The sequence below is a fragment of the Bacteroides salyersiae genome (assembly GCF_031172035.1).
GTDB lineage: Bacteria > Bacteroidota > Bacteroidia > Bacteroidales > Bacteroidaceae > Bacteroides > Bacteroides salyersiae.
The window spans coordinates 3,001,603-3,017,198 of record NZ_CP133452.1; the positions used below are offsets into that span (position 1 = coordinate 3,001,603).

Annotated in this window: 8 protein-coding genes; 7 read left to right on the forward strand and 1 reads right to left on the reverse strand. The window is 45.7% G+C overall.

Annotated features, from left to right (window positions below; translation table 11 throughout):
- Positions 1-214: 214 nt before the first annotated feature.
- Both RB604_RS11040 and RB604_RS11045 read left to right on the forward strand, forming a co-directional pair.
- On the forward strand, positions 215-2,050 hold the full coding sequence (locus RB604_RS11040) for a TrkH family potassium uptake protein (protein ID WP_005924287.1): 1,836 nt from the start codon (positions 215-217) through the stop codon (positions 2,048-2,050).
- Between the two features lie 87 nt (positions 2,051-2,137).
- The gene (locus RB604_RS11045) at positions 2,138-2,824 is read left to right on the forward strand and encodes a potassium channel family protein (protein WP_005924284.1); all 687 of its coding nucleotides are present in this window, start codon (positions 2,138-2,140) and stop codon (positions 2,822-2,824) included.
- Positions 2,825-2,921: 97 nt separating this feature from the next.
- On the opposite strand, the gene RB604_RS11050 is transcribed toward RB604_RS11045, so the two are convergent.
- The gene (locus RB604_RS11050; protein WP_005924281.1) at positions 2,922-4,388 is read right to left on the reverse strand and encodes a catalase; all 1,467 of its coding nucleotides are present in this window, start codon (positions 4,386-4,388) and stop codon (positions 2,922-2,924) included.
- Between the two features lie 189 nt (positions 4,389-4,577).
- Here RB604_RS11050 and RB604_RS11055 point away from each other — a divergent pair, with 189 nt between their 5' ends.
- The 5 genes from RB604_RS11055 (at position 4,578) to RB604_RS11075 (ending at position 15,545) form a co-directional block, all read left to right on the forward strand.
- Positions 4,578-6,908, forward strand: a complete 2,331-nt coding sequence (locus RB604_RS11055; protein ID WP_055295545.1) for a beta-galactosidase — start codon at positions 4,578-4,580, stop codon at positions 6,906-6,908.
- 418 nt (positions 6,909-7,326) lie between these two features.
- On the forward strand, positions 7,327-9,351 hold the full coding sequence (locus RB604_RS11060; protein WP_021935858.1) for an alpha-L-arabinofuranosidase family protein: 2,025 nt from the start codon (positions 7,327-7,329) through the stop codon (positions 9,349-9,351).
- A 157-nt stretch (positions 9,352-9,508) separates the two neighbouring features.
- On the forward strand, positions 9,509-11,047 hold the full coding sequence (locus RB604_RS11065; RefSeq protein ID WP_007478267.1) for an alpha-N-arabinofuranosidase: 1,539 nt from the start codon (positions 9,509-9,511) through the stop codon (positions 11,045-11,047).
- 20 nt (positions 11,048-11,067) lie between these two features.
- Positions 11,068-13,020: a glycoside hydrolase family 97 protein gene (locus tag RB604_RS11070; protein WP_122282085.1), complete on the forward strand. Its 1,953-nt coding sequence runs from the start codon at positions 11,068-11,070 to the stop codon at positions 13,018-13,020.
- 20 nt (positions 13,021-13,040) lie between these two features.
- Entirely contained in the window at positions 13,041-15,545 is a 2,505-nt protein-coding gene (locus RB604_RS11075; protein ID WP_007478265.1) for an alpha-L-arabinofuranosidase family protein, read from the forward strand.
- The last annotated feature ends 51 nt before the right edge of the window (positions 15,546-15,596 follow it).

The following is a 15,596-nucleotide window of genomic DNA, read 5'->3' on the forward strand; positions in this document are numbered from 1 at the left end:
ATACGGTGATTAAATACGCAACAAAGAATAGAATTAATTGTTATTTTGTTTAAGTTTGCAACTGAAATAATGTGTCAATGCGGCAATCTGTTAATGACCCGGATTCCATGGGATAACTTAATTGTGCACGAATTGGAAAGTGAATGCATGGGTACATTATTTTGTATAGCCGGTTGGTATATGGGTATGTTGGCACATTAACACATTATTGATTATGAAGATTTATCATAAAATACTACTGTATCAAAATAAACTACTACAACCCTATGTACGTATTTTGCTTAGGATGATGGCGGTTCTTACTTACATGGCTTCTTTACTTTTGATTGTGGGTGTGGTTTATGAACATGGTTTTCCTCTTTCTGCAACCGATATTTCGCATCTGAAAATTTTGTATAAAGCGGTATGGATCATCTTCCTGATAGATGTTACATTACATATTTTTCTTGAATATAAAGGAACAAAGAAAAACTTCCGGAAGTTGGCGTGGATATTGAGTTGGCTACTTTATCTGACGTTAGTTCCCGTTATATTCCATCGTCCCGATGAAGAGGGAGCCATTTTGTATGTATGGGATTTTTTGGGTAGCAAACTTTATCATATTCCTCTTTTGCTTCTTTTTTCTTTTCTTAATTTATCAAACGGACTGGTACGTTTGCTGGGGCGGAGAACCAATCCGTCATTGATTCTTGCAGTGAGTTTCTTCGTAATAATTCTGATTGGTACGGGATTGTTGTTATTGCCTCGTTGCACAGTAGAAGGGGTCGTATTGTCGTGGGTGGATGCCTTGTTTACTTCGACAAGCGCCGTATGTGTAACAGGCTTAGTGCCCGTGGATGTATCGGCAACGTTTACGCCGATGGGGCTGACGGTTATTATTCTCTTGATTCAGGTCGGAGGTTTGGGAGTCATGACATTGACCAGTTTCTTTGCGATGTTCTTCATGGGAAATACCTCGTTGTATAATCAATTGGTAGTGCGTGATATGGTAAGTTCCAATTCTCTGGGATCTTTACTGTCTACTTTACTTTATATTTTAGGTTTTACCATGGTGATAGAAGGTGCAGGAATGGTATCTATCTGGCTGGGTATACACGGCACGTTGGGGATGAGTCTGGAGGAAGAACTGGCATTCTCGGCTTTTCATTCCATTTCCGCTTTTTGTAATGCGGGCTTTTCTACGCTTCCCGGAAATTTAGGCAATCCGATGGTGATGACCGGGCACAATTCTCTTTATATTTCAGTTTCTTTATTGATTATTTTAGGAGGAATCGGATTTCCTATTCTGGTGAATTTCAAAGATATAGTACTCTATCATTTACGTCGTTTCTGGAAATTTGTGCGTACTCTGAAGCTTGACAGGCATAAAAAACAACATTTGTACAACCTGAATACGAAGATTGTGCTGATTGTGACTTTATTATTGTTAGTATTGGGCACATTGGCGGTTGCTGCTTTCGAATGGAACGGTTCTTTTGCCGGAATGTCCGTAGCCGACAAATGGACACAGGCTTTTTTCAATGCCACTTGTCCGCGAACAGCAGGATTCAGTAGTGTGGACTTAACGAGCTTGAGTGTGCAGACTATATTGATTTATATATTTCTAATGTGGATTGGCGGTGCGGCTCAATCCACTGCCGGCGGTGTCAAGGTGAACGCTTTTGCAGTTGTGGTTCTCAATTTAATAGCTGTTCTACGCGGAACGGAACGTGTCGAGGTGTTCGGGCGCGAACTTTCCCACGATTCTATCCGGCGTTCCAATGCAACGGTGGTGATGTCTCTCGGGGTATTGTTCTTGTTTATTTTCGTATTGAGTATATTAGAACCGAAAATGTCGGTCATGACACTTACGTTTGAGTGTGTGTCTGCGCTAAGCACGGTTGGTTCGAGTTTGAACGCTACTCCTCTGCTTCGCGATGAAAGCAAATTGTTGGTGGCTTTGTTGATGTTTGTGGGGCGTGTAGGGTTGATAACCTTGATGTTAGGAATTGTGAAACAGAAAAAGAATACGAAATATCGTTATCCGAGTGATGATATAATAATTAACTAATATGCCAATGTGCCGACTGGCTGCGCAATAATGGGAAAAACGTCATGTGCAGACGAAGGCAGTGGTTAATTGAAAAAATAGGAGGATATGAAATACATTATTATTGGCTTAGGAAATTATGGGCATGTGTTGGCAGAAGAATTTTCTGCTTTGGGGCATGAAGTGATAGGGGCGGATATTAGTGAGAGTCGTGTAGACAGCATTAAGGATAAAGTGGCTACGGCTTTTGTGATCGATGCTACGGACGAGCAGTCATTGAGTGTACTTCCATTGAACAGTGTGGATGTGGTGATTGTGGCGATTGGTGAAAATTTTGGTGCTTCTATCCGCGTGGTGGCTTTGTTGAAGCAAAAAAAAGTGCAGCATATCTATGCGCGCGCCATTGATAATGTACATAAAGCAGTTCTGGAAGCTTTCAGTTTGGATAAGATTCTGACACCGGAAGAAGATGCGGCCCGTAGCTTGGTTCGTCTGTTTGATTTTGGTACTTCCATGGAAGTTTTCCGGATAGATGCAGAGTATTATATCGTCAAGTTCCGTGTTCCGGAAAAATTTATCGGCTATTTTGTGAATGAGTTGAAGCTGAACGAAGAGTTTCATTTGAAGATCATAGGCTTGAAGCGTGCGGAAAAAATAGAAAATTGTCTTGGTATATCGTTGACTGATAGTAAGATTGTAAATGAATTACCGGAGAATGATAAGATACAGGAAGGGGATGAACTGGTGTGTTACGGTAAATACAAAGACTTCCAGAAATTGTGGAAAGCTTTATAATTTAAAACTATATACTCTTATATGGTAAGAGTATATAGTTTTACTATACAAAAGTGTATACTTTTGTATGACAAGAGTATACACTTTAATTTTGACTTTATCTGTCGGCTTTCAAAGCTTCTTCCAAGTTGATGCCTAATGCTTTGGCAACACCTGTGCCATAAGCAGGATCGGCCTTATAGCAGTTGCGTACATGGCGTTGCTTGATGAATAGTTCGGAATCACCCATGGCACGAGCCGTGTTTTCGAAGAGTAATTGCTGTTCGTCTGCCGGCATCAATCGGAAAAGGTCGCCCGGTTGACTGTAGTAATCATCGTCATATTCCCGTTCGTTATAGTTATAGATGTCACCGTGAACTTTCAAGGGCGGTTCTTTCTTTTCCGGAGAATCTTTCCATTCACCGTAACTATTGGGTTCATAACCTTTGGTTGCGCCATAATTGCCATCTACCCGCATCGATCCATCACGATGGTAAGCGTGGAACGGACAACGTGGTTTGTTCACCGGTATCTGTTCGGAATTCACGCCGAGACGATAACGCTGGGCATCTCCATAGGAGAAGAGACGTCCTTGTAACATTTTGTCCGGAGAGAAGCCTATTCCTTCTACGATATTCATCGGGTTGAATGCGGATTGTTCCACTTCGGCAAAGTAGTTCTCTGGATTGCGGTTCAGTTCGAGTATACCTACGTCTTGCAAGGGAAAGTCTTTATGCGGCCATACTTTTGTCAAGTCGAATGGATTGATACGATAATTATCAGCTTCCTCCTCCGTCATTATTTGGATTTGGAACAGCCATTTCGGGAAATCACCTTTCTCGATACTTTCGAAAAGGTCTCGTTGGTGAGATTCACGGTCTTTAGCTACGATCGCCTCTGCTTCCTGATCTGTCAGATTTTTAATACCTTGCAAGGTACGAAGGTGGAATTTTACCCAGGTGCGTTTGTTCTCTGCATTATAGAAACTGTAAGTGTGGCTGCCGAATCCGTGCATATGACGGTAAGAATAAGGAATACCGCGCGGGCTCATGGTGATGGTGACTTGATGCAATGCTTCGGGAAGCAGTGTCCAGAAATCCCAATTACTGTTAGGGCTACGCATATTTGTTTTCGGATCGCGTTTAATGGCATGGTTTAGGTCGGGAAATTTTAGCGGGTCACGAAGAAAGAATACGGGGGTGTTGTTTCCTACCAGGTCCCAATTTCCTTCTTCTGTATAAAATTTCATGGCAAAACCTCGGATATCTCTTTCTGCATCGGCCGCTCCGCGTTCTCCGGCTACGGTAGAGAAACGTACAAAACATTCTGTCTTTTTTCCGACTTCACTGAAAATGGCTGCACGAGTATACTTTGTAATGTCATGTGTGACGGTAAATGTTCCGTAAGCACCGGAACCTTTGGCATGCATACGTCTTTCGGGGATTACTTCCCGATCGAAATGAGCCAGTTTTTCAATTAACCACGGATCTTGCAAGGTGATCGGGCCACGAGGGCCTGCTGTCTGTGAATTCTGGTTGTCGGCAATGGGACGACCGTTGGCAGATGTTAGTTTTTTCTCTTCCATAATTTTAGATATTTTAATGGATTACTTTTAATATAACAAAGAGAACGAAGATTTTGTTGGTTGTTTTATAAACAATTCTATGGGAAAAAGATAAAATGACTGATAATTGTATCTTTTTTGACTTATAATTATACCCTTGGTTTTATCATATTGCTTTAATTTTGTAGCAGAATAAAGAATGAAATAAACATGAAGAACAAAATTATTTATCTGTTACTGTTTTGTACATGCCTGGCACTTCCGGGACAGGCTCAGCAATTTAAAACTTTTGAAGTCGGAAAAAAGACTTTTTTACTGAATGGAGAACCTTTCATTGTAAAAGCGGCCGAGCTGCATTATACACGTATTCCACAACCTTATTGGGAGCATAGGATCAAAATGTGTAAAGCATTAGGGATGAATACTATTTGCTTGTATGTATTTTGGAATATTCATGAACAGGAAGAGGGACAATTCGATTTTACCGGTCAGAACGATATAGCTGCTTTCTGTCGTCTGGCACAGAAACATGGAATGTATGTCATAGTTCGTCCCGGCCCCTATGTGTGTGCGGAGTGGGAGATGGGTGGACTGCCGTGGTGGTTGTTGAAGAAAAAAGACATTGCTTTGCGTACGCTCGACCCTTATTATATGGAGCGCGTGGGAATCTTTATGAAAAAGGTGGGTGAACAGCTTGTCCCTTTGCAGATTACTCGTGGCGGTAATATTATCATGGTGCAGGTAGAGAATGAATACGGTTCGTATGGCACGGATAAGCCTTACGTTTCTGCCATTCGCGATATGGTGCGTGGTGCCGGTTTCACGGAAGTACCTTTGTTTCAGTGCGATTGGAGCAGTAATTTCACCAACAATGCTTTGGATGATTTGCTGTGGACAGTCAACTTCGGAACAGGAGCCAACATAGACCAGCAATTTAAGAAACTAAAGGAACTGCGTCCGGAAACGCCGTTGATGTGCAGCGAGTTTTGGAGCGGATGGTTCGATCATTGGGGGCGTAAACACGAAACACGTCCGGCCAAGGATATGGTGCAGGGATTGAAAGATATGCTCGACCGTAATATTTCGTTCAGCCTGTATATGACTCATGGAGGTACCACGTTCGGACACTGGGGAGGAGCCAATAATCCTGCTTATTCTGCCATGTGCAGCTCTTATGATTATGATGCCCCGATTAGTGAAGCCGGATGGGCTACTGAGAAATATTTCCTGCTTCGTGATTTATTGAAGGGTTATCTGCCTGCCGGACAGTCTTTGCCGACTATTCCCGAAGCTCTGCCGGTAATGGAAATTCCAGAGATCAAATTCACGCAGGTGGCTCCTTTATTCAGCAATCTGCCCGTAGCAAAACAGGCAATAGATATTCAGCCGATGGAACAATTCGATCAGGGTTGGGGAAGTATCCTCTACCGCACTGTTTTGCCACAGGATGTAAAAGCCGGAACAGTGCTCGAAATCACCGAAGTGCACGACTGGGCGCAAGTCTTTGCCAACAATACCCTGTTGGCGCGTCTGGATCGCCGGAAAGGAGAATTTACCGTTACATTGCCTGCTTTGAAAAAGGGTACCCAGCTTGATATTCTGGTAGAAGCTATGGGACGTGTTAATTTCGATAAGTCCATTCACGACCGTAAAGGTATCACGGAGAGTGTGGTGCTGGCGGCTACGGACGGTAATAAGCAAATAGTAAAGAATTGGCAGGTGTATAATCTGCCGGTCGATTATGCTTTTGCGAGCAATAAGCAGTACGTTTCGGGTGGCAAGCAGACGATGCCCGCTTACTATAAAGCGACTTTCAAACTTTCGAAAACGGATGATACGTTCCTCGATATGAGTACCTGGGGCAAAGGTATGGTGTGGGTGAACGGCCATGCGATGGGGCGTTTTTGGGAAATCGGTCCGCAGCAGACGCTCTTTATGCCGGGTTGCTGGCTGAAAAAGGGAGTGAATGAGATTATCGTTCTCGACTTGAAAGGTCCTGAAAAAGCTATGGTAAAGGGATTGAAGAAGCCAATTCTCGATGTACTGCGCGAAAAAGCTCCCGAAACTCACCGCAAAGAGGGTGAACATTTGAATCTTTCAGCCGAAACTCCCGTTCATAAAGGTGCTTTCATTCCGGGTAACGGCTGGCAGGAGGTACGTTTTGCCAATCCGGTGAAAGGACGTTATTTCTGTCTGGAAGCTCTTTCTCCACAGGCCGAGGATAATATAGCCGCTATTGCAGAGTTCGATGTCTTGGGTGATGATGGTAAACCGGTTTCCCGCGAGCATTGGAAAATCCGGTATGCCGACAGTGAGGAAACCCGTAGTGGAAATCGTACGGCTGATAAAATTTTCGATCTTCAGGAATCTACTTTCTGGATGACAGTGGATAATGTGGCCTATCCTCATCAACTGGTTATCGATTTGGATAAAGAGCAAACGCTCACAGGTTTCCGTTATCTGCCCCGTGCCGAAAAAGGGTATCCGGGAATGATTAAGGAATATCGTATCTATGTGAAGCCGACAGACTTTAAGTATTGATAAATAATTAGATAATTTGCCAATATGCCAATGCGCCAATGTGTCAATTAGCTGCGCGGAATGGTAGCACAGCCAATTGGCACATTGGCATATTGGCAAATTGGCAAATTATTCAATTGCAATGCATCTTTCATTTTTACTTTTCGTATCATCGCTGTTTTGTTTTTCATCGATAATAAACCGCTGTATTGATTCTTGAATAAATCAATGCATCGATTTTTGATCGTATTTTTATTTCGGGTATCGGTTGTTGCATTGATATTTGGACGAATTGGTTCGTTATACCACTTTTCTGCTTAAAAAAACAGGAAATGGCAGTATAATTCCTTCTTTTGACTGATAATTTTCCTTTTTTGATTTATTAATAGAACATTGACAGAAGCAAAATACCTATTTTTGAGGCAGTTTTAATAATATCATGAAAAATATGAGGAAGATAAAAGTCCTGTTAATATTGTTAATTTTGCCTGTGCTCAATGGCCGGGCTTTTACAGAAAAAGAGTTAGTTGCCGATGGGCAAGAAAAGAATCGGACACAGGAGAGAAGCGGAGTCCCTTCCACCGGAGATGTTGATGTGGCGAGTTTGGAGATCGATGCTTCGCGTCTCGGTGCTCCTATACAGTCTACTATGTATGGTGTCTTTTTTGAAGATATTAATTTTGGAGCCGATGGTGGGCTGTATGCTGAACTTATCAAGAATCGCTCTTTTGAATTTCCGCAACCTTTAGTGGGATGGGTGCCTTTCGGACAGGTAGAGGTGAAAACCGATAGGCCTTGTTTCGACCGTAATCCACATTATGTATCTATTACGAATGATGGCCGCTTGCTTCGTGCCGGACTGGACAACGAAGGTTTCCGTGGCATCGGATTGAAGGAGGGCAGGGAATATTGCTTTTCGGCCTATGTGCGTAGCCGGGACGACAAACCGATGACACTCTCTGTGGAGCTGGTGAACCGGGGAGGAGAGAACCCGCTAAAAAAGGATATCAAAATACGGGGAAACGAATGGCAAAAGATTACTGCCCGACTGACATCTCCTTTTACAGATACCCATTCCCGTTTACGCATCGTGCTGAAAAACCGGGGTACGGTGGATATGGATCACATCTCCCTTTTCCCTGCCGATACATGGAAAGGTCGCGAAAACGGGCTTCGCAAGGATCTGGCTCAGGCGCTTTACGATTTGAATCCGGGAGTTTTCCGCTTTCCCGGCGGTTGTATTGTAGAGGGTAATTCACTGGCTACCCGTTACCAATGGAAAAATACCGTGGGGCCGGTAGAGAACCGTCCGTCGAATGAAAACCGTTGGAATTATACATTTAAGCACAAGGCTTTTCCCGATTATTTCCAGTCCTACGGTCTGGGCTTTTTCGAATATTTCCTGTTGAGTGAAGACCTCGGGGCAGAACCGCTCCCGATATTGAGTTGCGGGCTTTCCTGCCAATACGAGAGTAACGAAGTGGTGCTACTGGACAGCCTGCAACCTTACATCGACGATGCCCTCGACCTGATTGAGTTTGCAAATGGCCCTGTCACTTCCGTCTGGGGGAAGATCCGTGCAGATATGGGACATCCCGAACCTTTTCATCTCAAGTTTATCGGTATAGGCAATGAACAGTGGGGATCTGTTTATCCCGAACGCTTGGAGATGTTTGTAAAGGCCATCCGTGCCCGTTATCCCGATGTGAAGATAGTGGGAAGCTCCGGTCCCAGTGCCGACGGCGAGCATTTCGATTATCTTTGGCCGGAAATGAAACGCATTGGTGTGGACCTTGTGGACGAGCATTACTATATGGAGCCTGAATGGTTCTTTGCCAATGCACATCGTTACGATAACTACGATCGCAAAGGTCCGAAAGTTTTTGCCGGAGAGTATGCTTCGCACGATCATACTACAAAGAAAGATAATAACTTCCTAACAGCCCTTTCCGAGGCAGCCTTTATGACGGGGCTGGAACGTAACGCAGACGTTGTCCATATGGCTACTTATGCCCCGTTGTTTGCGCATGTAGATGCCTGGCAGTGGAATCCCGACCTCATCTGGTATGATAACCTGCAGATGGTGCGTACTCCCAATTATTATGTGCAGCAGCTCTATGGCATGAATGCAGGCACGCATATACTTCCCGTTACGCTGAAAGGCAAAACGGAGGGAGTATTGTATGCTTCGGCCGTTTGGGATGACAAAACGAAGGAAATTATCCTGAAAGTTGTCAACCGTAGCGAGACGTCTCAGTCGCTATCTTTCGCTGTCGATGGCCTGAAGAAACGCGTCTTGTCCGGAGGTACACACATATACCTTGCATCCGATGACCTGAAAGCGAAGAACGTGTTGGGTGAACCGGAACGGATCGTTCCCCATGTCCGCCCGCTTAACATGGACGGTAACCATTTGCAATTGGAGATTGCCCCTCAATCATTCAACGTCTACCGGATCAGGTAAAACGATAAAAACAACATAAATCACCGATCTAACCTAAGTTCAATATAATTTTTATTCCGCGTGGTTTCTTCTCCTTCCCGAAGGAGGAAGAGAAGCTATGTAGCATCATTCTTATATCGAGTGGAGGTTAATCTACTAATAATAAATTCTTTCTATCATGAAAAACCTCTTGACGGGCCTTTTATTGTTGGCCTCTACTACTGTTCCTGCGCAGCAGGAAACGATTATCCGCATTCATCCTGAACAGGGAACTACGGTGATCGATAAAAATATTTACGGACAGTTTGCCGAGCATCTCGGTACTTGTATCTATGGTGGCCTTTGGGTAGGCGAGGACTCCCAAATCCCCAATATCAACGGTTATCGGACGGATGTTCTCAATGCTTTGAAGGACTTGAAAGTGCCTATTCTTCGCTGGCCGGGCGGTTGCTTTGCCGATGAATATCACTGGATGGACGGCATCGGCCCGAAGGCAGACCGTCCGAAGATGGTGAACAATAACTGGGGCGGTACGATCGAGGACAACAGCTTTGGCACGCACGAGTTCCTGAATCTTTGCGAACTGCTTGGATGCGAGCCTTATATCAGTGGAAACGTAGGTAGTGGCACCGTAGAGGAACTGGCCAAGTGGGTGGAATATATGACTTCCGACGGTGATAGCCCGATGGCCAACCTGCGTCGCAAGAACGGACGCGATAAGGCATGGAAGGTGAAATACCTCGGTGTGGGCAATGAGAGTTGGGGATGCGGCGGAAGCATGCGTCCGGAGTATTATGCCGATTTGTATCGCCGTTATTCCACCTATTGCCGCAATTATGACGGTAACCGCCTTTATAAAATAGCCAGTGGAGCGAGTGATTACGATTATAACTGGACAGAGGTGTTAATGAAGAATGTAGGCGGACGTATGAACGGTCTTTCATTGCATTATTACACCGTGACCGGTTGGAGTGGCAGCAAAGGAGCGGCAACGAAGTTTACCGATGAGGATTATTACTGGACGATGGGTAAATGTCTGGAAGTGGAAGATGTCCTGAAAAAACATATTACCATTATGGACCGTTACGACCGCCAGAAAAATGTAGCCCTGATGCTCGATGAGTGGGGCACTTGGTGGGATGAAGAACCGGGAACCGTTCGCGGACACCTTTATCAACAGAATACGCTGCGCGATGCATTTGTGGCTGCTCTGTCACTGAACGTATTCCATAAATATGCCGATCGCCTTAAAATGGCGAATATTGCACAGGTGGTGAACGTGTTGCAATCGATGATTCTTACCAATGACAGACAAATGGTACTGACTCCTACTTATTACGTATTTAAAATGTATCAGCCGCATCAGGATGCCACTTATCTGCCGCTCGATCTGATGTGCGAGCAAAAGACGGTACGCGACGGTCGTGTCATTCCTATGGTCAGCGCTTCTGCTTCACGCGATGCAAACGGAAAGATCCATGTCTCTTTGGCGAATGTAGACCTGAAGAAAGAGCAGAACGTCATTTTGACTCTCGGCGACTATAAAGTGAAGACGGTGAGCGGAGAGGTACTTACCGCCAAAGATATGAAAGCTTATAATTCCTTTGAGCAGCCCGATGCAGTGAAACCCCAACCCTTCAAGGGAACAAAACTAAAAGATGACAGGCTATCGGTTATACTGCCGGCAAAATCTATTGTAGTTTTAGAAGTTGAATAATAATGTATAAAGTGGATACTATGATAAAAAGACGTTTTATAGGCTTGGCTTTATTGGCTGGTTCGGTATTGCCGTTGCTTGCACAGGATGTGACGATAGATAGCCCTGATGAGAAATTGAAGTTAACCGTATCATGCCCTGCCGGTGGAGGTTCGGTTTCATATTCGATCGTTTACGATGGAAGGCAGATGTTGGAATCTTCTCCGTTAGGGATGGAGACGAATATCGGGAATTTCTCGGATGGGATGAAATGGTCGGGACACGATGTCCGGAAAATAGATACGGTTTATAACCAATCGCGTATCAAGACTTCGCGTGTGCATTACCAAGCCAATGAACTGGCTTGTGAATTTGCCAGTGCAGAAGGACAAAAGATCGGCGTGACGTTCCGCGTAGGTAATAATGATGTCGCTTTCCGTTATACCTTGCCCCGGCAGAATGGAAAAGGGAGCGTTGTTGTCAACAAAGAGCAGACCGGTTTTCATTTCCCGCCACAGACTACCACTTTTCTTTGCCCCCAGAGCGATGCCATGATAGGCTGGAAACGAACCAAACCCAGTTATGAAGAAGAATATCGCGTTGATGCACCGATGAATGAACGTTCACAGTACGGGCACGGATACACCTTTCCTTGTCTGTTCCGTATTGGTGAGCAGGGCTGGGTGCTGGTCAGCGAAACAGGAGTGGATAGCCGCTATTGCGCTTCTCATCTGAGCGATGCTCACGAAAGTGTGTATACCATCGCTTTTCCGATGCCCGAAGAAAATAATGGCAACGGAACGGTTGCGCCCGCTTTTGCTTTACCCGGTTCTACTCCTTGGCGTACGATTACGGTGGGTGAGACACTACGACCGATTGTAGAAACTACCGTTCCTTGGGACGTGGTAGAATCTCTTTATGAAACACAACACAATTACAATATGGGGCGTGGCACCTGGAGTTGGATACTTTGGCAGGATGACAGTATAAATTATGAAGACCAAGTGAAATATGTTGATCTCGCTGCTGCCATGGGATATGAATATGTGCTTATTGATAATTGGTGGGATAAGAACATCGGCCACGACCGCATGGCACAACTCATCCGGTATGCCCGTAGTAAAGGGGTGGAGGTATTTCTCTGGTACAGTTCCAGTGGCTATTGGAATGATATCGAGCAGAGTCCTGTCAACCGGATGGATAATGCCATTATCCGCAAACAGGAGATGCGCTGGATGCAAAAGTTGGGAGTGAAAGGCATTAAAGTGGATTTCTTTGGTGGTGACAAGCAGGAGACGATGCGTCTTTATGAAGACATTCTCAGTGATGCCGATGATCATGGATTGATGGTCATCTTCCATGGTTGTACGCTTCCCCGCGGATGGGAACGCATGTATCCCAATTACGTGGGTAGTGAAGCGGTGCTGGCTTCGGAGAATCTGATCTTCCAGCAACACTTTTGTGACGAAGAGGCGTTTAATGCTTCTCTGCATCCTTTTATCCGGAATACGGTGGGATGTATGGAGTTTGGCGGATGTTTTCTCAATAAGCGGTTGAACAGAGGAAACGACGGAGGAAACATTCGTTGTACCACTGATGTTTTTCAGTTGGCAACAGCGGTTTTATTTCAGAATCCGATTCAGAATTTTGCACTTGCCCCGAATAACTTGACGGATGCTCCGCAACTCTGTCTCGACTTTCTGAGAAAGGTGCCTACCACTTGGGATGAAACGCGTTTCATCGACGGATATCCGGGAAAATATGTCGTGCTGGCCCGTCGCCAAGGCGACCATTGGTATGTAGCTGCCATCAACGCCACTAAAGAGCCGTTGAAGTTGAAGCTGAATCTACCGATGATGGCCGGAAAAACGGTCTCTTTCTACGGTGATGACAAGCGGCAACAACCGCAATTGCAGTCGCAGAAAATAAAGAACGACGGCAGTCTTCAAGTGGTGATTCAGCCGCAGGGAGGTGCCATTTGGGTCAGTAAATAACACATTTAGTATATAATACCATGAAATTGACAAACCTTTTAAACTTTTGCCTGCTTCTGATAGTAGCAATGCCTGCACAGGCAAAAGTAGAAAATGAGCCCGATTCGGTATTTCTCTTTTCGTATGCACATGTCGACGGAGGGAGTGGATTGAAGTTTGCTTGGAGCATCGACGGGACGAAATGGTTGCCGGTGGCCGATGGTTTCGATTATTTAAAATCCGATTTCGGCCCGTGGGGAAGCGGAAAGAAAATGTTTCGTCCGCAATTGCTGCAAAGCCGGAAGGATGGTAAGTGGCATTGCCTTTGGGCAGCTACCGTGACCGGAGAAACTCTTGCTTATACCGTTTCGCCCGACCTCTTGAAATGGAGCTGTCAGGTTTATGCTCCGGCCGGAGAACGCAGTAAATATGCTCCGGTAGATCCCGTTCCCACTGCAGAGCGGAAAACGATGATAGAGGGTAGGGAAGAGGACGGATGGATGCAGAAGACCTCTTACGCTACTGTGGAACGACTGATTCGTTTTGCCGATCATAAGAAATATCGCCAGATACAGAATGAAGAGTGTATGGAACAAGACCCTGTCCGTTTCGCCGGATTGGAACCGGTGGAAGCTATCGTACGCGTGCGGATGAACGATGCCAAGCCTATCAGTGAACACCTCATCGGTATTTTCTTTGAGGATATCAACTATTCTGCCGATGGCGGACTATACGCCGAGCTGATTCAGAACCGTGATTTTGAATATGCTCCCACCGATCGGGGAAACGACCGGAACTGGAATTCCACCCATTCGTGGAGTGTGCAGGGCGACGGTGCTACATTGAACATCCGGACAGATGCCCCGATCCATCCCAATAATCCCCATTATGCCGTGCTTGATGTGCGGCAGCCGGGAGCCGCTTTGCAGAATGCCGGCTTTGACGGTATTGTAGTGAAGAAAGGAGAGAAATACGACTTTTCACTTTTCTCGAAAGCAATGAAAGGCAAAGGGGGAAAGGTAAAGGTCGGCTTGGTAGACGGAGCGGGCAGGAAGCTTGCACAAACGGTTGTTTCCGTCTCTTCCAAAGAGTGGAAGCAGCAACGTGCTGTGCTCACTGTAACCGCCGATGCCGTTGATGCCGTTCTGTCCATCTGTCCGCAAGTTGCCGGAGAGTACGCGCTGGATATGATCTCCCTCTTTCCGCAAAAGACTTTTAAAGGCCGTAAGAACGGACTTCGTGCCGATCTGGCACAGACATTGGCCGATCTGCATCCCCGTTTCATGCGTTTTCCCGGAGGATGCGTGGCTCATGGCGATGGGGTCGATAATATATACGACTGGAAAGGCTCTATCGGTCCGTTGGAAGCCCGCAAGCCGATGCGTAACCTTTGGGGATACCATCAGACCCGCGGCTTAGGTTATTTCGAATATTTCCAGTTTTGCGAAGATATAGGTGCCGAGCCGGTTCCTGTACTGGCGGCAGGGGTTCCTTGTCAGAATTCGGGTACATGCAGCCACCATTCCAAAGGTGAATTGGGCTGCATGGGACAGCAGGGCGGCATTCCGATGGAAGAGATGGGAGCCTATGTACAGGATGTGCTCGATCTGATAGAATATGCCAATGGCGATGCCAAAAAGACGGTTTGGGGCAGGAAGCGCGCCGAAGCCGGACATCCGAGACCTTTCAATTTGAAATTTATCGGCATTGGCAATGAAGATCTGATCACGGATATCTTTGCCGAACGATTTACCATGATATTCAATGCCGTAAAGGAAAAATATCCCGAGATAACGGTAATTGGCACTACCGGCCCGTTTTATGAAGGCACCGATTACGAAGAGGGATGGGCTCTTGCCACCAAATTGGATGTGCCGATGGTCGATGAGCACTATTACGTCTCTCCGGGGTGGCTGATCCATAACCAGGACTTCTACGATCGTTACGATCGTACGAAGTCGAAAGTATATCTTGGCGAATATGCCGCCCATCTGCCCGGCCGTCCCAGTAACATAGAGACCGCCCTTTCCGAAGCCCTCTACCTAACGGCGGTGGAACGCAATGGCGACATCGTTTCCATGACCTCCTACGCTCCGCTCTTGGCAAAGGGCAGACATATACAGTGGAGTCCGGACTTGATTTATTTCGATAATACGGAGGTGAAACCGACAGTCGGCTATTATACGCAGTTGATGTACGGACAAAACTCCGGTAACGAGTATCTGTTTTCCGCTATCGATCTGGACAACCGGCAGGAGGCGGTGAAAAAGCGCGTCGGCGCATCGGTTGTGAAAGAGAATGAAAGTGGTGACATCATCGTGAAACTGGTGAACCTGCTTCCTGTAAGTGTTCGTTCGCAAGTGGAATTGGACGGGGGTGCATTGATTCATCCTTCGGCTATAAAGACCGTCCTCACGGGCGATCCGAAAGATAAACAGGCAAAGCCTGTATCCTCCGGCTTCGAATTGTCGGGTAATAATTTCTCTTATGAGATGCCTGCCTATTCGTTTACTGTGATACGCATCCATTCGACCGGTAACCGGTGACAATTATCGTATACCGGTATTACTTTTATAAAAAACAATCTTTATATATAG